Source organism: Arcanobacterium phocae, from assembly GCF_900105865.1.
Lineage (GTDB): Bacteria > Actinomycetota > Actinomycetes > Actinomycetales > Actinomycetaceae > Arcanobacterium > Arcanobacterium phocae.
This window is the reverse complement of the sequence record NZ_LT629804.1, coordinates 753,197-771,028: the sequence shown is the minus strand read 5'-3', so window position 1 is coordinate 771,028 and position 17,832 is coordinate 753,197. Positions and strand designations below refer to the sequence as shown.

Annotated in this window: 15 protein-coding genes and 1 tRNA gene; 5 read left to right on the top strand and 11 right to left on the bottom strand. The window is 50.0% G+C overall.

The features are described 5' to 3' along the window. Positions 1–87: 87 nt before the first annotated feature. Positions 88–675, bottom strand: a complete 588-nt coding sequence (locus BLT51_RS03270; protein WP_091279870.1) for a LytR C-terminal domain-containing protein — start codon at positions 673–675, stop codon at positions 88–90. Positions 676–720: 45 nt separating this feature from the next. Further along, positions 721–981, bottom strand: coding sequence for a DUF3263 domain-containing protein (locus BLT51_RS03265; protein WP_091279868.1), 261 nt, complete (start codon positions 979–981; stop codon positions 721–723). Between the two features lie 47 nt (positions 982–1,028). On the opposite strand from BLT51_RS03265, the gene BLT51_RS03260 reads away from it, so the two are divergent. Further along, entirely contained in the window at positions 1,029–1,700 is a 672-nt protein-coding gene (locus tag BLT51_RS03260; RefSeq protein ID WP_091279867.1) for a uracil-DNA glycosylase, read from the top strand. 5 nt (positions 1,701–1,705) lie between these two features. Here BLT51_RS03260 and BLT51_RS03255 read toward each other — a convergent pair whose 3' ends face one another. From BLT51_RS03255 to tdh, 3 genes are all read right to left on the bottom strand, one after another. Continuing rightward, positions 1,706–2,995, bottom strand: a complete 1,290-nt coding sequence (locus BLT51_RS03255) for a thioester domain-containing protein (protein ID WP_091279865.1) — start codon at positions 2,993–2,995, stop codon at positions 1,706–1,708. A gap of 131 nt (positions 2,996–3,126) precedes the next feature. Continuing rightward, on the bottom strand, positions 3,127–4,320 hold the full coding sequence (locus tag BLT51_RS03250; RefSeq protein WP_091279864.1) for a glycine C-acetyltransferase: 1,194 nt from the start codon (positions 4,318–4,320) through the stop codon (positions 3,127–3,129). Then, entirely contained in the window at positions 4,320–5,420 is a 1,101-nt protein-coding gene (tdh, locus tag BLT51_RS03245) for an L-threonine 3-dehydrogenase (RefSeq protein ID WP_231943977.1), read from the bottom strand. The genes BLT51_RS03250 and tdh overlap by 1 nt, the downstream gene beginning before the upstream one ends. A gap of 53 nt (positions 5,421–5,473) precedes the next feature. Between tdh and BLT51_RS03240 the strand changes: the two genes are divergently transcribed. After that, a complete protein-coding gene (locus tag BLT51_RS03240) occupies positions 5,474–6,862 on the top strand; it encodes a TrkH family potassium uptake protein (protein WP_197672590.1) in 1,389 nt (462 codons plus the stop codon). Between the two features lie 15 nt (positions 6,863–6,877). Continuing rightward, positions 6,878–7,546 (top strand): potassium channel family protein, encoded by a 669-nt coding sequence (locus tag BLT51_RS03235; protein WP_091279858.1) that lies wholly within the window; start codon positions 6,878–6,880, stop codon positions 7,544–7,546. A gap of 63 nt (positions 7,547–7,609) precedes the next feature. Here the strand turns inward: BLT51_RS03235 and BLT51_RS03230 are convergent, their stop codons facing one another. From BLT51_RS03230 to BLT51_RS03215, 4 genes are all read right to left on the bottom strand, one after another. Next, entirely contained in the window at positions 7,610–9,052 is a 1,443-nt protein-coding gene (locus tag BLT51_RS03230) for an alanine/glycine:cation symporter family protein (protein ID WP_091279856.1), read from the bottom strand. A gap of 254 nt (positions 9,053–9,306) precedes the next feature. Then, positions 9,307–9,379 (bottom strand) — tRNA-Thr (locus BLT51_RS03225). Between the two features lie 103 nt (positions 9,380–9,482). Continuing rightward, positions 9,483–10,331 (bottom strand): DsbA family protein, encoded by an 849-nt coding sequence (locus BLT51_RS03220; protein WP_091279853.1) that lies wholly within the window; start codon positions 10,329–10,331, stop codon positions 9,483–9,485. Positions 10,332–10,385: 54 nt separating this feature from the next. Next, complete coding sequence (locus BLT51_RS03215) at positions 10,386–11,951, bottom strand: serine/threonine-protein kinase (RefSeq protein ID WP_091279851.1); 1,566 nt, start codon at positions 11,949–11,951, stop codon at positions 10,386–10,388. A 202-nt stretch (positions 11,952–12,153) separates the two neighbouring features. Between BLT51_RS03215 and BLT51_RS03210 the strand changes: the two genes are divergently transcribed. Continuing rightward, positions 12,154–13,281, top strand: a complete 1,128-nt coding sequence (locus BLT51_RS03210) for an ABC transporter ATP-binding protein (RefSeq protein ID WP_091279847.1) — start codon at positions 12,154–12,156, stop codon at positions 13,279–13,281. 97 nt (positions 13,282–13,378) lie between these two features. Then, positions 13,379–14,629 (top strand): DUF4032 domain-containing protein, encoded by a 1,251-nt coding sequence (locus tag BLT51_RS03205; RefSeq protein ID WP_091279844.1) that lies wholly within the window; start codon positions 13,379–13,381, stop codon positions 14,627–14,629. A 4-nt stretch (positions 14,630–14,633) separates the two neighbouring features. On the opposite strand, the gene recR is transcribed toward BLT51_RS03205, so the two are convergent. Further along, positions 14,634–15,251, bottom strand: coding sequence for a recombination mediator RecR (gene recR / locus BLT51_RS03200; protein ID WP_091279841.1), 618 nt, complete (start codon positions 15,249–15,251; stop codon positions 14,634–14,636). Next, a complete protein-coding gene (locus BLT51_RS03195) occupies positions 15,251–17,809 on the bottom strand; it encodes a DNA polymerase III subunit gamma and tau (RefSeq protein WP_407922100.1) in 2,559 nt (852 codons plus the stop codon). Before BLT51_RS03195 ends, recR begins: the two co-directional genes overlap by 1 nt. Between the last annotated feature and the right edge of the window lie 23 nt (positions 17,810–17,832).

Genomic DNA, 17,832 nt, shown 5'->3' with positions numbered 1-17,832 from the left:
ATTAGCCTGACTTTACTCTAGGAGAGAAAAGTTGAGTGAGCCTGACGCAAGTTACGTCAGGCTCACTCATAGCGCTGCTAGTTAGCTTTAGCGCATGACTACAACGATCTGGGCACCGAGTTGGAGCGCAGAGCCGTCTTGCACCTCAGCACCGCCTACTTTAGAGGCAATGTCTTGCGCTTCAGCCTTAAAAGTTTCTTTGCTATAAAACACGGTAGTCACAGCTGGTTCACTGCCACCGGAATAGTTTCCACCCGTTGCGTTGGCGTAACCACCAGCCACAAGATCTTCAGTAATTTTTTTCGCTAGCCCAGCTTCGCCACGTCCATTCAATACTTGTACTGAGACAGCAGTATTAAGGGGTGGCTGTTCCGCAGTGGTCTGCTCCGGGGCTGGTTCTTCTGCCTGTTCCTGCGCAGACTTCTCTTCCGTAGATTGCTCAGCCTCGCCGTCTTCAGATTGTTCCGCCACTGGTTGAGATGTTGCTGAATCATCACGCGATTTGGAATCACTCGCCGTCCACATGCCAGCTCCCCAGCCAATAAGTGGCGCAAAGACTAATACTGCAACAAGAGCTATCAACCATGGGTTTAACCGCTTAGACTTCCGATGAGCTCCAAGATTTTGCCGTTCTTGAGCTAAGCGATCAAATTCATCTTCTACGTATTCGTTCACGCTTCTAGCCTACCTAATCTACCGAACTAATAAATAACGCCACTCTCAGGACACAGTGCGTTCATTCGTACGCTTATCACGCAGTCTGCGCAGCCGATCCACCAGTTGTGGACGAGCTCGCCAAACACGTTCTTCTTCTAGCATTCGAGACAGAAGAATATAGTACCGCATTGGCGTCATACCGAGTTCTTGTTCGATTGCTCGATCTTTAGTTTGCGCAATCGTCCACCACGATTCTTCTAGTGCTAGTATCCGACGTTCGATCTCTGTCAGTTCCTCAGTCTTATCTTCTTCCCCATCACTCATAAGATAAGTTTACGCAACGCGCTACTTTTTAGCCGTATCATAAAGTCATGAGTGATCTTGATGAAGTCATGCACCCAACGTGGGCACAAGCTATGGAACCAGTTGCTAAAAATATTCACCAAATGGGAGATTTTCTTCGGAACGAACTAGCCCAAGGGCATCGTTACCTTCCAGCTGGAGAAAACGTCTTACGCGCTTTTCAGCAGCCGCTACCAGATATTCGTGTACTCATCGTTGGTCAAGATCCCTATCCCACTCCAGGACATCCGGTTGGCTTATCTTTCTCCGTTGACCGCACAGTGAAACCACTTCCCCGATCGCTTGTGAACATTTACCAGGAACTCCACGATGATCTAGGCCTGATACCACCCGCGCACGGCGACCTCTCATCATGGACACATCAAGGAATAATGCTTCTAAACCGAGTTTTGACAGTAGCGCCCGGCGCTCCTGGCTCGCACGCACAGCGTGGCTGGGAGGTTATCACAGATCATGCGATTAGGGTTCTCGCGGCTCGCAAAGCACCACTCGTAGCAATCCTGTGGGGCAAGCAAGCACAGTCACTAGCCCGGCTAATACCCGAAACACCCACCGTTATGAGTCCACACCCTTCTCCGCTATCCGCACATCGCGGGTTCTTCGGCTCCAAGCCGTTTTCTCAAGCAAATCAGCTACTAGTACAGCAAGGAGCCGAGCCTGTGGACTGGACCATCCGCTAATTTAACTATAAAACTTCACGATATTTACGCCGCTCACGCCGAGTCAGCGCTATTCCAACTGCGATCGTTATCGTAGCTAGAGACACAAGCACATATATCTCGGAGCCAGTTTTCGCTAGCTGCGGCCGATCAGAAGAAACCTCTGAAACCTCGTGCTGTTTACCTGAATCATCAGATAGCTGTGACGATTCTGGTGTTTCATTGACTGCAGGTACCACTACACACTGCGGAGAATCCTTTGGAAGAATTCTCCCTGACACTGAATCAGTCACTGGAATGCCGTCTACGTCCCGGCATACGTCCTGCTCGGAACGCCAACCAATATGTGCAACATGGCGAATCTGCTTGGTTAGTTCCCGGACCATTATCAAAGTCTGCCCATGGTTCTCAGCAGAGATACCCGGCGTGAGAAGAGAACCATTCAGTTCTGCAGTGTTTACAGTTCCCGTCAGATCGATCTTGCCCGCATCGTGAACATTTCGCGCATCCACATATATCTCTTGTCCAGAGGAAATATTTGCCGGATCAATATGGTCGCCTACTTTCGAGGCCAACGAAAAATCCTCCGGAACCTCGATCGAAACGGTAGGAACATTTGCTTCAACTCGAATTGGCCCCACAAGTTGCCCAGCAAAGCTATCGCCTTCCGGCAGACTAAAAGCCACCGTAGGTTGCAGAGACTCTTGCGTTAACCCGACATTTATGCTGGAAAGCAGATAATGATAGGTAGCTGCGATACCCTGAGCATCCACCCCATCCGTATCTTGCTGACCTAGAGCAGAAAAGTCAGGAGTCACTCCATCTGTCAAATGCCAGATAGCTGACTGCGTGGCAGTCACCGCTTGTTGAATCGACAGCTCAGTAACCCCAACCTCATGTGCGAGATATTCTAAGCTCCGTGCCGGGTATGAATGCTGGACAATCCAAGCCACTTTTTGGCGCACTGACTTATCGGCTCTAAATGCATTGTTACCAACGAATCCATCCCAGTTAGTAACATGTAAAGGTGCTTGCCGATCTGTGGGGACCGTTATCTCCAAACAGTAAGCATGGTAAACACCTTCACCTACATTCTTGACTGAAAATAGCGCCGGCCGAGCATGCCAAGTTTTTTGGGTATAACCTGCTTGACTACCAGCGTCTACAGCTGGCAAATAACGCATATTAAGACCTACTAATTCGCCGTCTTGAGGCAAGAGTTCCGGCTTTCGCTCATCACCATAAGCCATACTCATGCCAGAACAAAACAATGCGACGACAAGTAGACCCTGCACGATGCGAACAAGAAATGTCATAATAACTTCCAATCTTCGATAATTCCTGAACAAAAGCAGGCTATCGAAGATCGAAAATCACCAAAAACATCTATCCACAATCAAATGTTATCCACAGCGTCTGACGAAGAAGTAGATCGTATCGTAATTATTTATACTGAAACAGCGTCCCGTGCCTGAACGAATGCTGCAACTGCCGCACGTACGTCCTCAACCGAATGCGCAGCCGAAAGCTGAACACGAATACGTGCCTTACCCAACGGCACCACCGGATACGAGAACGCAGTAACATAAACGCCCAACTCACCTAACTTAGCAGCAATCTGCCCGGCAAGGCGCGCGCCGTCGTCACCCGGGAACATCACCGCAATAATCGCATGCGAGCCAGGGAGCAATTCAAAACCCGCCTCAGCCATCAATGAGCGGAACAACTGCGCATTATCAGCAATCTTTTCACGCAAATCATCACCTTCACGTGCCACATCCAAAGCCTTCAATGATCCCGCAACCAGAGATGGTGCAACGGCATTCGAGAACAAATACGGCCGCGCACGCTGTTTAAGCAACGCAATCAATTCAGCCGGTCCAGCAATATAACCACCCGACGCTCCACCGAGTGCCTTACCCAAAGTACCGCTGAGAATATCTACCCGATCACTGACACCAAATTCAGACGGCGTACCCGCACCGTGCTCACCAACAATGCCAGTAGCGTGCGAATCGTCAACCATTACCATCGCGTCAAACTCATCTGCCAAATCGCAAATCTCTGGCAGTTTCGCGTAATAACCATCCATTGAGAACACGCCGTCGGTGACGATCAGGATCCGTCCCACGCCCTCAGCACGCGCAGCTACTAACTGTTCACGCAACTGCTCCATATCTGAGTTCTTGTACCGGAACCGACGAGCCTTACTTAACCGAACGCCGTCGATAATCGAGGCATGGTTGAGTTCGTCAGAAACAACGGCGTCGTCCTTGCCTAACAAAACCTCAAAAATACCGCCGTTTGCATCGAATGCTGACGGGAACAAAATGGCATCTTCCATTCCCACATAATCTGCAATTTTCCGCTCTAGCTTGCGGTGAATATCTTGTGTTCCGCAGATAAAACGTACCGAAGCAGTACCATAACCGTACTCATCTAGCCCCGCATGCGAAGCAGCAATAATCTCTGGATTATCAGCCAATCCCAGATAGTTATTCGCGCAAAAGTTCAACAACTCGCCCTGTCCAGTACGGATATGTGCGGACTGCGGGGATAGAATTTCCCGCTCATCTTTATAAAGTCCAGCTGCTTTGATCTCGTTCAGCGTCGTTGCTAATTCTTCTCGAATACTAAACATCAGTCATTCCATTCCAAAATAATCTTGCCTGCGTGTCCACCACGCGCAGTCTCAAATGCTTCTTCCCAATTTTCTGGCGCAAACCGGTGCGTAATCACCTTTCGAACCTGCTCCCGGAACTTCTCTGATCCGGTCATGAGATACGTTGCCCGATACCACGTGTCATACATCGCGCGACCATAAACACCTTGAATCGTCAGCATACGCGCTATCAAGGTGTTCCAATTGATAGCGTATGGGCGTGCCGGCAACCCCAACATCGCAATTTTCGCACCATTGGTACACAGGTCTATCATCTGTTCGGTCGCTTTGGGAGAACCAGAGATTTCTAGGCCGATATCAAAGCCCTCTGTCATATTGAGTTCCGCGAACCGATCCCGCACATCCTCACGCAACGTATTAACGCCAACAACGCCTTCAATGGACCGTGCTAGCTCCAGCCGTTCATCGTTAATATCCGTCAGAACCACGTTCCGTGCGCCAGCGTGCCGGGCAATCGCAGCACACATAAATCCAATTGGGCCGGCGCCAGTCACCAAAACGTCTTCTGCAGTCAACGGGAATTGGAATGCGGTATGCACAGCATTGCCGAGTGGATCGAAAATTGCACCAAGTTCGGCGTCGATAACATCGGGCTGTTTCCACACATTCGTTATTGGGACGACGACGTAATCTGCAAAAGCACCATCACGATCCACACCAATCGACACCGTATTCGAGCACATATGGCGACGCCCCGCACGGCAATTACGGCAGTGTTCACACACCACGTGCCCTTCTACCGACACCCGCTGCCCCACATGAAATTGACCTTGACCCTCGCCCTCCGGAACCCCATGTCCGAGTTCAACGATCTCACCATAAAATTCATGTCCAATAGTTTGCCCAGCCTTAACATGTGCTGCGGCGAAATCGTCCCACGAAAGTATATGTAAGTCAGTGCCACACAGCCCTGCTCGCATCACCTTAATCTTGACTTCGCCTTGCCCTGGTGTTGGTTCAGGAACCTCACGTAATTCAAGGCCTGGGCCAGCAGTTGGTTTCACGAGTGCGCGCATATTCATTCCTTGGAGTAAACCGTAGCGGGTTCTTTCACTCACTACGATAGCCTGTTATGTTGTCTTGAGACATCTTCAGCTCTAGAATCACTTAGGTGAATCGTCTCCGAAAGATGCGACCCACCTATATTCTCATTTTCGCATTCTTGCTGACAATAATAGTGGGCACCTTCTTGCTGATGCTCCCGATCTCTGTTACCGGGCAGCCTCCATGGCCATATCCATTATCTACTCCGCCACATGAATACGGCCCGCAATTTAATGGCGGAGCCCCATTTTCAGTCGCCTTTTTTACCGCCACATCAGCCACTGCTGTGACCGGACTTGCAGTTGTTGACACTGCGACTTACTACTCCCCCTTTGGTCAGACCATCATTGGCATATTGATCCAATTAGGTGGTATGGGCACGATGACGGTAGTTACGCTTGTGGCAATGGTTCTAGCACGGCGTCTAGACATGAGAACCCGCGAAGTGGCATCAGCGACGGTGAGTGGCACCGGGCTAGGAAATATCCGCCGAGTTATCTTTGGTGTAGTCCTCTTAACCGCCGTCGTCGAAACTTCCATAGCAGCTATGCTCCTCGGACGATTTTTATATCTCGGTCATGCTTTTCAACGAGCACTGGGCGAAGCGTGGTTCCACTCCATTTCAGCATTCAACAATGCCGGCTTTTCACTATATACCGACTCTTTAGTTAGGTTCGCCACCGATCCATGGATTATTTTGCCCATATCGGCGGCTATCATCATAGGCGGATTGGGATACCCCGCACTTCTAGCCTTCTATAGTTCTGGGATGCACTGGTGGCGTTGGCCAATGACTACCCGGTTAGTCGTTGTGGGAACGATTAGTTTGCTCCTCACCGGCTGGATTTTCTTTGCACTCGCCGAGTGGACGAATCCTAATACACTCGGAAATCAGAGCTCGTCCGGGAAAGTTTTGATGGCATTTTTCGCTTCGGTTACTCCACGAACCGCTGGTTTTAATTCGATCGACGTCGGTTCCATGACAGATATTTCTCGCGTATTAACCGATATGTTCATGTTCATTGGTGGTGGACCAGGTGGAACTGCAGGCGGCGTAAAGATAACGACGGCGTTCGTGATCGGTTTCGTTGTTTGGTCTGAGATGCGTGGCGGTCGCGCTGTTAATGTTCTTGGGTTGCGATTACCACGCTCGGCGCAACGTCAAGCATTAACGGTTATGTCGTTGTCTTCAATGGCCGTTATGGCTGGAACAACACTACTGATGATTCAAACCACGGCGAATCTGGATCAGGCATTATTTGAAGTAGTTTCCGCGTTCTCCACCGTTGGCCTATCTACTGGCATTACGGCGACGTTACCCGAATCTAGCCAACTTGTTCTCATTACTTTAATGATCATTGGGCGTTTGGGACCGCTCACCATTGCTACTGCGTTAGCATTGCGGACAACACCGCTCACCTATGAGCTTCCTAAAGATCGGCCGTTAATCGGCTAAGAAAGGATGTGTGGTATGCGTTTGCGCCACTCTGTTCAAAAACATGATGTTGCTGTGTTCGGGCTAGGTCGATTTGGATCTGCGTTAGCTCTGGAGCTGGTGTACGCCGGTTATAGTGTGCTTGGAATCGACAAGTCACCTGCGGTTGTGCAAAGTTTGGCAAATAAGCTTCCTCATGTTGTAGCAACTGATCCGACTAATCCCGATACGCTGGAAGAACTGGGTATCCAGGATTTCTCGCGAGTTGTGGTGGCGATTGGAAACGATCTAGCCTCGTCGATTTTGGTGACGTCTGCGTTGTTGAAGATGAATGGCCCAGAGGTATGGGCAAAAGCATCAACGCCGCAACAGGGGCAAATCCTTGAGCAGATGGGCGTTAACCACATCTTCTACCCAGAAACCGATATGGGACGACGAGCCGCCCACATCGTCGCTCAGTCGTTCAATGACTACGTGGAACTGGGCTATGGCTACGCTCTTGTTTCGACGACGGTGAACGACGCAATGACTGGTGTGGAATTAGCAGAACTAGGCTTGCGCCGGTCAAAAGGCATTTCGATTATTGCGGTCAAAGGACCGGACGATCATTGGGTTAATGCGTATGCTGAAACCATTCTTAAACCAGGAGACGAAATCTTGGCGGTTGGCCCTACAAAGACGATCGGCTTTATCGTCGCTGATTGATTTTTATTGGTAATACAAAGGTTGGCAGGTATTAACCTGCCAACCTTTGTATTACCACCGCGTTCAGTGTTCTTGGCCAGCAGTTTCTTTGGTCCAAATCGTATCTGGGATTTCACCCGGCAGATACTGGTTCTCGACCGCTACAAATGCGCCTTCGCCGTCGGTAGACTCGAAGTCACGTAAGACACCGAATGCCCATTTGCCTAGCAGAATAATTGCAACAAGGTTGATGACCGCCATAAAGAACATCGAGGTGTCGGCTAGTGTCCAGACCAAACCGAGTTTAGCGATCGCACCGATGAAGGTGGCAGCAACCACGATGACTCGAAGAACGACGTCGGCCGATTTTTTACCTGGGAAAAGATAATCCATGTTCACTTCAGCATAAGCATAGTTTCCAATGAGGCTGGAGAAACAGAAAACAAAGACCAATATGATCATCACTGGCTCCAACCATCCACCGAGAGCGGAAACAGCTGCACTTGTTGTCAAAGTAGCGCCCTCAACGTCTTGTCCAGGCACATAGATTCCAGAGGTCAGGATGATGAATGCAGTTGCTGAACATACGAGCATAGTGTCAACAAAAACGCCCATCGACTGGATGAGAGCTTGACGTGCTGGGTGAATCGTAGTTGCGGTTGAGGCTGCGTTAGGAGCAGATCCCATTCCAGCCTCGTTCGAGTAAAGTCCTCGCTTGACACCGTTCATTAATGCCGCAGTGAATCCACCAGCAGTTCCAGCAAATGCTTCATTTATCCCGAATGCTGATTCAAAGATCTCAGTAAATACCGGAATAATATGGTCAAGATGGGTAGCAATGACTGCGAGCGAAATTGCAATATAGACGAGTGCCATTGCTGGAGCGACAATTTCAGTCACACGTGCAACAGATTTGAGTCCACCCAAGATGACAAGACCAGTCAAAACTGTAACAACCAGACCGGTTGCCCATGTTGGAAAGTTATAAGCGTCATAAAGAGTGTTTGAGATCGTATTGGACTGGACTAGTTCGAAAGCGATGCCGTAGGTAAACAGCAGAGCTACTGCGAAGGCTGCACCCCAACCCCAGGATCCGAGTCCTTTCCAAATGTAGTAGGCTGGCCCACCACGGAATGTCCCGTCACGCCACGGCACTTTGAAAAGTTGCGCTAGAGCAGCTTCAATGAACGCCGTCGCCATTCCTAGAATCGCGACAACCCACATCCAGAATACTGCGCCAGCTCCACCTAAGGTAATAGCTACCGCAACTCCGGCAATATTGCCGGTTCCCACCCGGGCCGCTAAACCAATGGCGAAAGCTTGGAACGATGAGATCTGTCCCTTTTCCTTTTCTCGGCTTCGCCCAATAACTTTGAACATCTTCCGAAATAAACGGAACTGTAGGCCTTTAGAGCGCACGGTAAAATATAGCCCAGCTCCGATCAAGAGCGGGATAAGAATCCACGTATAAATGACATCGTTAAACCACGAAAAGTTCGCATTTAAGCTGTCCCATATATTGTTCATGGAGAATCCTCCTTCACTGGCAACAGAAAAAGCTACCGAAGCAATTATGCTAGCTTGCTCAGGGTGCTGTGCCAACGGTATCCATATTTTGAGAACTAGCTTCAACGGAATAAAAGTGGCGTTAATTCAAAGAAAGATAAAGATTCACCCTAAATCTTTACCTAAAAATTAACTAAAATATCACAAAAATGGTCACATTTAGGTAACGAAAATTGCTGGGACTATCTATAGCATTTGCGACAAGGCATGAAAAGAGCCCCCTGTCAGACTCGAACTGACGACCTACGCTTTACAAGAGCGTCGCTCTACCAACTGAGCTAAGGAGGCGTGCGCATCAGCAACAACCGGTGCGCATAACAATAATGACAGAGAAAACCCGGTAATGCCAATCGCACTACCGGGTAATCTTCGACACGTTTCGAAAAAAGTGTTACTTTCCAGCTGCGTTATTCAGAATTTGCGGAACAACCTCGTCTGGATTTCCCTTAGTCCATGAATCATCAGCCTTGCCATTCACGGTCAATGTTGGGGTACCCGTATATTCATTTGCCCGGAACTTTTCAACTGTTTTAGCTACAAGGCCTTGCCACTTTTCATCAACGATCGACGCTGGCAGATCGTTGACAACGTCATCTGGAACCCCGACACTCTTGGCAATATCAGCAATGTCACTTGCTGACGGGTTAGGTCCGACGCTCTGGGCGTGAATCTTCATACCGTAATCCATCAGAGCTTTATTGAACGCCCATAATTTTTCCGGAGCGTACTGGGCGACATAATAAAAGGCTGTTGCACCTTTAGTTGAAAAGTCTGTACCCAGCGTATTAACTCGATAAAACTTGAATTGCAGATCTCCCGCAGCAGAATGATCTGCCATTAGCTTTCCGTAGTTCCCTTCGAAATGCTCACAACCAGGGCACATGTAATCTGACCACAGGCCGATTACTGGCTTGCCAGACTCAGTTGCAGTCGCGCTGCCACTCTGGTCAAACAGTACCCCGCCGTCGTCACTGACATTGTCCGCCTTTACTTCCCGCACAGAGCCAGAATACGAGCCGAGCTCTTTAGCCTGCCCTGGATCTTTGGAGACAATTTGCCAAACCGCAAAGCTCACAAGAACTAACGCGAGAACAGCGACCACAATAGTGACAATTTTATTTCGCTTAGCACGTTTAGCTTCCATTTCCTGCAATAAACGAGCTTTTTCTCGCGCTACTTGCCGGCGTTCTTCCTTTGTTAGTCGCTCATTCGACATTCCAGGAGTATTTTTCGATGCCATGTATTTGCCTTTGTACGAAGTTAGTCGGTCTGAGTCGATAATAGAACGTCTATATCAAAAATTAAACTTAATAGATTGTGGATCTCCTGAATATATGCCAAACAAATCCAGCTGATAGCCGCCAACTGGCATAGTCGTAACCATGATGACTGCGCCGACCACAGCCACAAGACCTATCGCACACCAAAAGACGTAGTAGGCACGACTAGGCGTCAGCTCACGAATAGTGGCGTTCCAGCCAACCCGCGCATTACGCCCCCAATCGATTCGCCACAGCAGAACTTGAGTTACCAGCATCGACAGCATAAACAATACATGCGGCCCAGCAATCTGGGAATCATCAAGCAAACGAGATAGAACCCACGCAGTTCCAAAGCCAGCCAGACAGCCTACTGCTCCACCCACGATAAGTAGGAGTCCAGCATGCAACGCCACAAAAGGGAATCGAATAATTAGCGGAAGCCATCCAGTTTTCCCTCGTTGTGCACGGTATTGAGCTCGTTCCCATAGATTGCCGACAATTGAAAAAATGAAAAAGAGTAATGCGCTCGTTCCGCCAGCAATAGCAACATTCCAACTAGCAAGGATCGCTAACGAACATACCATGAGTATCCATAACAACCGGTAGTGTGGCAACCGTGCAAAAGGATCCCGCAGTATTTCTTCGGCTTCCGGCACCACCTCGCTTTCCAGCGTGAGCTCCGGATCAGGGAGGTATGAATCCACCATCGTGGGCGGAACAGAATCCTCGGTGACTCTAGGCTCGTCAGCTGTCTCAGCCACGACGTCGTCGCTGACGTATACTGGCACGATACGAGTTGCGTCGTCGTCACGAAAACGCGCAGGATCCACGAGCGCATCGATCAGGTCATCAAAACTCATCCGAAACTCAAGATCTGGATCGAGCGCGGCCGCAATAATATGCGCCACGTGCGGGTCAATCCCACTCAGATCCGGCTGACCATGTAGCACGTGGTTCATTATTGCCATCGGAGTCCCATGAAAAACGCTGTGCCCGGCAGCCGCAAATCCGATCACTGCAGCAAGTGCCCACCAGTCGGCTGCTTCATCCGGTTCAGATCCGGCAATGATTCGTGGATCGACATATCCAGGCGTATGGGCTATCGAACCCGCTTGAGTTAGCCGCGTAGCTCCAACCGCCTGCGAGATACCAAAATCAATAAGAACTACGCCAGATTCACCGATCATCACATTGGATGGCTTAATATCCCGATGCAGAACTCCGGCCGCGTGAACTGCATGCAACGCTTGGCTCAATTCAGTTGCTAGGTCAATCAAGTCCTGCCCTGCGAAGCACCCATTATCAGCAACTTCTTCTTCGAGGGTCGGCCCATCAATCAGCTCCGTGACGATAAAAACATCGTCATCAAACTCGACGTCAAGGATCTGGGAAACATGCGGACTAGACACTCGTTGCATCATGGCAACTTCACGTTGCAGCCGTAGTCGTGCTTGTGGATCTCCTACTAAGCCCGGGCTCATGCGTTTAAGCGCGACCCGCTCGCCGGCGGGATCGATAGCTTCGTAGACGGTAGACATTCCGCCTGCACCTATCCGTTTCACTAAAGTATAGCCGGACAGTTCACTCCGCTCCCGCATGGCACCTCCTTTTACTTTCTTCCATTAAGCTTAGTCTAAGATTTTGCCGACGACGGTTTGCGCACGTCACTAGCAAATACACCAAAGTTGTGCAAGAATAGTACCAGCTTCGCACCGATGCGAAGTTTGTGTCAGAGTCGACACTCAGACACCTTTCACTACGGATCGTCCGGCACGTACCTGCCGGTGAAGGGATAAGGTAATGGCTACCGTTACTTTCCAAAACGCTACTCGCGTATATCCAGGCGCTGATAAGCCTGCAGTAGATAAACTCAACCTTGAAATCGCTGACGGCGAGTTCCTTGTTCTCGTTGGACCATCTGGTTGTGGTAAATCCACATCACTGCGTATGCTTGCTGGCCTTGAAGATGTCAATGCCGGTCGCATTTTTATTGGTGACCGTGACGTCACCGATGTTTCACCAAAAGACCGCGATATCGCAATGGTCTTTCAGAACTATGCTCTCTACCCACACATGACTGTGGCCGACAATATGGGATTCGCACTCAAGATTGCTGGAGTAGATAAGGCAGAAATTCGTCGTCGTGTTGAAGAAGCTGCAAAGATTCTTGACTTAACAGAGTACCTTGAGCGTAAGCCAAAGGCGTTGTCCGGCGGTCAGCGTCAGCGAGTTGCTATGGGACGTGCAATAGTTCGTAAGCCACAGGTGTTCTTGATGGACGAACCATTGTCTAACTTGGATGCAAAGCTCCGTGTTCAGACTCGTACTCAGATTGCATCCTTGCAACGTGAACTCGGTGTTACCACAGTTTACGTTACCCACGATCAGACTGAGGCGCTTACGATGGGTGATCGTATTGCTGTTCTCAAGGATGGCCTCTTACAACAAGTTGCTTCACCGGTAGAGATGTTCGCCCATCCAGCTAATGCATTCGTTGCCGGCTTTATTGGCTCGCCTGCCATGAACTTGGGCAACTGGCGGATCGAAGGTAACCAGGCAGTATTTGGCGATGCTCGTCTTGATCTGCCACAGCAGGTTTTGGCTGCGGTTACCCCAGAGGACAATAACGAAATCACTATCGGTATGCGCCCCGAAGCTTTCGATGTGATCCCGCAGGCTGACGCTCACTCGGTTCCACTCAAGGTCACCTTCGTTGAAGGTCTAGGATCAGATGCCTATGTTTACGGCACGATCGTTGGTGCGAAGAGCGAGTCCCAGCGTTTCGGATCTGGCGACAATTCCGACACGATGGTTGTTCGTATTCCACCAGAGAATGTTCCAAACCCGAACGATGTTGTCTACTTGCGACCACGCGCAGATCACATTCACTACTTTGCTGCTGCTAGCGGCAACCGTATTGGTGACTGATAAGCTCAGCGTATAGCCATGAGGGGGTGCGGATTTACGCACCCCCTCACACACTTGCTATAGTGACGGTTTTAAACCCTATTGAGGATATAAGTTCATGCCTAAGACTCTTCAAATAACATCAGCCACGGTCAGCCCTGCGCTACTCGATCTACCGTGGAATATTCCCCTTGAAGAATGGCCAGATAGCATTGTTACGAAACTACCACGCGGCATTTCACGCCATATCGTGCGTTTCGTGCGCCTAGAGAATCAGATTATTGCTGTTAAAGAGATTGGCGAAACCGTTGCTTACAAAGAGTACGAAACACTTCGTAATTTGGAGCGTCTCGATGCTCCGTGCGTGGAACCTTTTGCAGTAATTTCCGGCAGAACTGCCGATGATGGCGAACCACTTAATGCCGTACTAGTAACAAAACACCTTCCTTTTTCACTACCTTATCGAGCTCTTTTCGGACAGCAAGCAATGCGCTCGGAAACTGTTGCCCGACTCATTGATGCCTTAACGGTTTTGATGGTCCGTTTGCATCTTCTAGGTTTTTTCTGGGGAGATGTCTCATTATCCAATACGCTATTTCGCCGCGATGCTGGCGAATTTGCCGCCTATTTAGTTGATGCCGAAACCGGAGAAATTGAGGATAATCTTTCGGATCGTAAACGCGCCTACGATATTGACGTGGCGCGTACTAATATCATTGGCGAGCTTATGGATCTCCAAGCCGGAGGAGTTTTAGATGAAGATTTTAATACCATCGCCGTTGGAGACCGGTTCGAACGTCGATACCGCGAGTTATGGAATGAACTGACCAGTGCTGAGTCGTTTGCTCTTACTGATCGGTGGCGAGTAGACGCAAGGATCCGCCGACTTAATGAACTTGGATTCGAGGTTGGCGAGATTGAAATGAGTACCGACATCGACGGTACGAGACTGTCAATCCAGCCAAAAGTCGTTGATGCTGGACATTATTCGCGTAAGATTATGCGTCTTACCGGCATGGATGTTGAAGAAGCTCAAGCTCGCCGTATGATGAATGATATCGATGGTTATCGTGCAGTAACAGGACTGTGGGATGTGCCAGATTCTATTGTGGCTCACGAGTGGCTAGATAACGTTTACGAGCCAGCAGTGAATGCGATCCCATGCGAGTTACGCGGTCGGCTCCAACCAGCACAGCTATTCCACGAGATCCTCGAACACCGGTGGTATATTGCGGAACGAGCAGGTCATGATATTGCCTTAGCTGACGCGGTTCAATCGTATATCCACAATGTTTTACCGCTGCACCGAGAAGAAGCAACGATGCTAGAGCGCGAAGCTCCTCACACCATGGATGATTACTACAACTAAATTTTCACTGTACTGGAGTATGGATTCGTTGGCGTCCTTCGAGCGCGCGTGAAATTGTCACTTCATCGGCGTATTCCAGATCGCCACCTACTGGTAGTCCGGAAGCAAGCCGTGAAACGATGACACCCATATGTGCGAGGTTGATGGACAGGTATGTTGCAGTGGCTTCGCCTTCCACATTGGGATCCATTGCTAGGATTACTTCTTTTACAGTACCGTCTTGGAGGCGAGCATAAAGTTCGCGAATACGTAGATCGTCTGGCCCAACACCTCCAATCGGATCGATCGCTCCGCCCAGCACATGATACTTGCCACGATATTCGCGCGACCGTTCGATGGCAACAATATCTTTTGCCTCTTCAACAACGCAGATGACACTGTCGAGCCGGCGCAGATCGGCACAAATTCGGCACAATTCGCCTTCAGCTATATTTCCGCACACATGGCAGAACTGCACTTTAGCTTTCACAGCTTGCAAAGCAGTAATCAACTGCGAAACATCGTCATCTGAAGCTTCAAGAAGATGAAACGCTATGCGCTGCGCACTTTTTGGTCCCACGCCTGGCAAACGCCCTAGTTCGTCGATAAGTGCCTGCACTGCGCCATCATAAACGCCTGCCATCAATTACCACCATTTCCATCTGGAATTTCTTCAATTATTCGCCCATCAAACGTTCCGAGAAGCACCTTGAGTCCAACAAGGGAGGACTCGCTAATATCTGGATCGTCCTCAGATACTTCCTCCCATTCTGGTGGTGGTTCTTCCTGCGATTTTACTGGTGGATGAACCTCCCACACTGGTCGCGAATCTCCTGGGCGAACAGGTTTTACTGGGGCTGACGCTATCGAACTGGCAGCTGGTTTGTTATCTCGTATTTCGCTACTGTGCCAGGATTTTTCACCATTCGCTCCAGCTCCTTCAGTTGCCGTACCCGGATATGTCACCGGAGGGATCTCTGGCATAGGCTGGGCAAAGAACGGCACCTCAGGCGGCACAAGATCGCTCTTAGCTAATGAGCCACTAGTATCTTGATGTTCTTCAGGAACAACTATTGGATCAAGATCCGGAGAGTGCGGCGATTGGACATGATCCTCACCGTTGAATTGTGCTTGTCCGTCGACAAGTGCACCAAGCACCCCCGCTGGATCTGTACTAGTGATATCAGTAGTCACGTGGATTTCGGTGAGATTCTCTTCTTCTACCCAAGACTCACCAAAATCTGGTTCTACGGTTGCAGAATCATTGGTTGGAACATTAACGTCTATATCGCTACGAGGGGCCGCAGGTTCCGGAGAAACTGACGCGTAGTCTTCCCGGGCGGCCTCAACTTTTGGGGCCGTTGTACCATCATCAGGAATTGCTTCAACATTAACTTCTATTTGAAGAAGGTCCCTAATAACGTCGGTAACATGATCGCCAGATCGACGTTGATTAAAACGCAACGCCACCGCAGGCATAGCGAAACCGATATGCAACGTATTGTCAACAACATCAACGGGTCGCGCACCCGACTTAAGTTGGTTACGTACTAAACCGCCTAGTTTAGGATGTACCAGAATATCTCCCCATGCGCTGACAATTTTATTCAGCATAGTATGGGCAGGATCAGCAGTTGCAACACGCGCTTGCACGGCAGCTGAATCAGGCAGCTGCGTCAAATGAGCAGGCGGCACCGGCGGTGCCGGCGGCTGCACAGGAGCCGGAACACGCGGAGCATGCACCGGTTCTGGTTGGCGTTCTGGTACAGTTGGCTGAGCCGGTTGTGTTACCGGCTTTGGGCTTTCAGCTTGGACAGATGCAACCGCTGGCGTATGCGTAGGAGGCAGTTCAGAATCTGACTTCTGTTCCGTTGGTATCGTAGCAACTGGCGATTGCCGAGGCTGGGGTTCAGGGACTGCTTCCATCGTCCGACGCGATGCCGCCGCTTCTTGAGCGCTAGGTTTCTTCCATTTACTGAGCACCTGCGGCGGAGTAGAAACCTGGGCCCCTTCAGTGGCAACTTTCATTTGTGTTGGAGCAGATTCTGTTCCGCCTTCCGCCTGAGCTACCACTAGCCGGGCACATAAAAGTTCGAGTTGTAATCGCGGCGCAGTCGCACCAACCATCATATTTAGCGCTTCATTAGTAATATCAGAGCATCGTGAAGCACGGGCAGCACCCAGTTGTTCAGCTTGTTCCGTCATACGCTCAAACTGATCATCAGGAACGCTCACGAAGACATCTCGAGCGGCCTCCCCGGTAAGTGCAATAATCACAACATCACGCAAACGTTGCAACAAATCTTCAACAAATCGGCGCGGATCGTGGCCCGATTTAACCACTGAATCAACAACGTTAAATAGCTTTCCGCCATCGCGTTCTGCAACAGCGCTGATCGCGTCATCGAGCAAATGGGCCGAGGTATACCCCAGCAAAGCCACTGCGCGGTCATAATCTAACGAGTGAGAATCGGAGCCACCGATAATCTGATCCAACACAGAAAGTGTGTCACGCACAGACCCAGTTCCAGCCCGAATAACAAGAGAGAGCACGTCCTTTGAGGCACTGACACCTTCTTGAGCGCAGATTCGCGCAAGATACTTCTCCAGCTCGAGCGGTGGAACCAACCTGAATGGGTAATGGTGAGTACGGGAACGAATCGTCCCAATAACCTTTTCTGGTTCCGTAGTGGCGAAAATAAACTTCACATGCTCTGGCGGTTCTTCAACCAACTTCAACAATGCGTTGAAACCTTGATTGGAGACCATGTGCGCTTCATCAATAATAAAAATCTTAAAGCGATCGCGAACGGGCGCAAACCCGGCTTGTTCTCGTAACTCACGCGCATCATCCACACCGCCATGTGAAGCGGCGTCAAGTTCAACCACGTCGAGAGAACCAGCACCGTCCCGCGCCAGATCCCGGCATGAATCACACACGCCACACGGCGTATCGGTTGGATAGTTCACACAATTCAAGCATCGAGCAAGGATGCGAGCCGACGTCGTCTTCCCACACCCGCGCGGACCAGAAAATAAATACGCATGGGTTGTACGCCCCGCAGCCAACGCTGCTCTTAGCGGCGCGACAACGTGGTCTTGTCCAATAACTTCTTGAAAAGACTGAGGCCGATAACGGCGATACATGGCTACACTCACGAACACCATCTTACTCGACCCCTCCCACACCTGACTTGTCATGGATTCATCCTGTGGAAAACAAT

What these genes read in the sequence shown, in the direction of transcription:
- BLT51_RS03265 (WP_091279868.1), bottom strand. Translation starts at nt 981, where the DNA reads ATGAGTGATGGGGAAGAAGATAAGACTGAGGAACTGACAGAGATCGAA.
- BLT51_RS03260 (WP_091279867.1), top strand. Translation starts at nt 1,029, where the DNA reads ATGAGTGATCTTGATGAAGTCATGCACCCAACGTGGGCACAAGCTATG.
- BLT51_RS03255 (WP_091279865.1), bottom strand. Translation starts at nt 2,995, where the DNA reads ATGACATTTCTTGTTCGCATCGTGCAGGGTCTACTTGTCGTCGCATTG.
- BLT51_RS03250 (WP_091279864.1), bottom strand. Translation starts at nt 4,320, where the DNA reads ATGTTTAGTATTCGAGAAGAATTAGCAACGACGCTGAACGAGATCAAA.
- BLT51_RS03235 (WP_091279858.1), top strand. Translation starts at nt 6,878, where the DNA reads ATGCGTTTGCGCCACTCTGTTCAAAAACATGATGTTGCTGTGTTCGGG.
- BLT51_RS03230 (WP_091279856.1), bottom strand. Translation starts at nt 9,052, where the DNA reads ATGAACAATATATGGGACAGCTTAAATGCGAACTTTTCGTGGTTTAAC.
- BLT51_RS03220 (WP_091279853.1), bottom strand. Translation starts at nt 10,331, where the DNA reads ATGGCATCGAAAAATACTCCTGGAATGTCGAATGAGCGACTAACAAAG.
- BLT51_RS03215 (WP_091279851.1), bottom strand. Translation starts at nt 11,951, where the DNA reads ATGCGGGAGCGGAGTGAACTGTCCGGCTATACTTTAGTGAAACGGATA.
- BLT51_RS03210 (WP_091279847.1), top strand. Translation starts at nt 12,154, where the DNA reads ATGGCTACCGTTACTTTCCAAAACGCTACTCGCGTATATCCAGGCGCT.
- BLT51_RS03205 (WP_091279844.1), top strand. Translation starts at nt 13,379, where the DNA reads ATGCCTAAGACTCTTCAAATAACATCAGCCACGGTCAGCCCTGCGCTA.
- recR (WP_091279841.1), bottom strand. Translation starts at nt 15,251, where the DNA reads ATGGCAGGCGTTTATGATGGCGCAGTGCAGGCACTTATCGACGAACTA.
- BLT51_RS03195 (WP_407922100.1), bottom strand. Translation starts at nt 17,809, where the DNA reads ATGACAAGTCAGGTGTGGGAGGGGTCGAGTAAGATGGTGTTCGTGAGT.